The organism is Xanthobacter autotrophicus, from assembly GCF_030015065.1.
Lineage (GTDB): Bacteria > Pseudomonadota > Alphaproteobacteria > Rhizobiales > Xanthobacteraceae > Xanthobacter > Xanthobacter autotrophicus_D.
Genome location: NZ_JAIVFN010000412.1, coordinates 1 through 449, shown reverse-complemented (window position 1 = coordinate 449; position 449 = coordinate 1). Strand labels below are relative to the sequence as shown.

The window sequence follows — 449 nt, the reverse complement described above, 5'->3', positions numbered from 1 at the left end:
CTCCCTTGTTGTCAGCGGTTGGCCGCAGCTGGTGGATCCTGCTGCTGTATGGCCTGGTCGCGCTCGGCTTCGGCATCATCGCCATCGGTTGGCCGCTGTCCGCAGCCATGGCATTGGCCTGGACGCTGGGCTTGATGGCCATCATCGAAGGGGTCATCAGCCTGTTCGCACTGATCAGTGGTGGCAGCGGCGCCTCGCGCGGCTGGCTGGCGCTGTATGCCATCGCTTCGCTGGGCTTCGGCATCCTGGCGGTGATCAACCCGCTGGCCACCGCCAGCGTGCTGGTGCTGTTCCTGGCGGCGTGGCTGCTGGTAGCCGGCATCTATCGCATCGTCTTCGCGATCCGCGTGCGCAAGCAGATCCAGGGCGAGTGGCTGCTGATCCTCAGTGGCGTGCTGGCGGTGGTGCTGGGGCTGCTGTTCGCGGCCAATCCATACGCAGGCGTGGCG

General features: G+C 66.4%; 1 protein-coding gene. It reads left to right on the top strand.

Features of this window, described 5'->3' with window-relative positions; translation table 11 throughout:
• Nucleotides 1-449, top strand: a 449-nt coding sequence (locus K9U40_RS23790; protein WP_282892521.1) for an HdeD family acid-resistance protein, incomplete at both ends; no start/stop codon positions are given.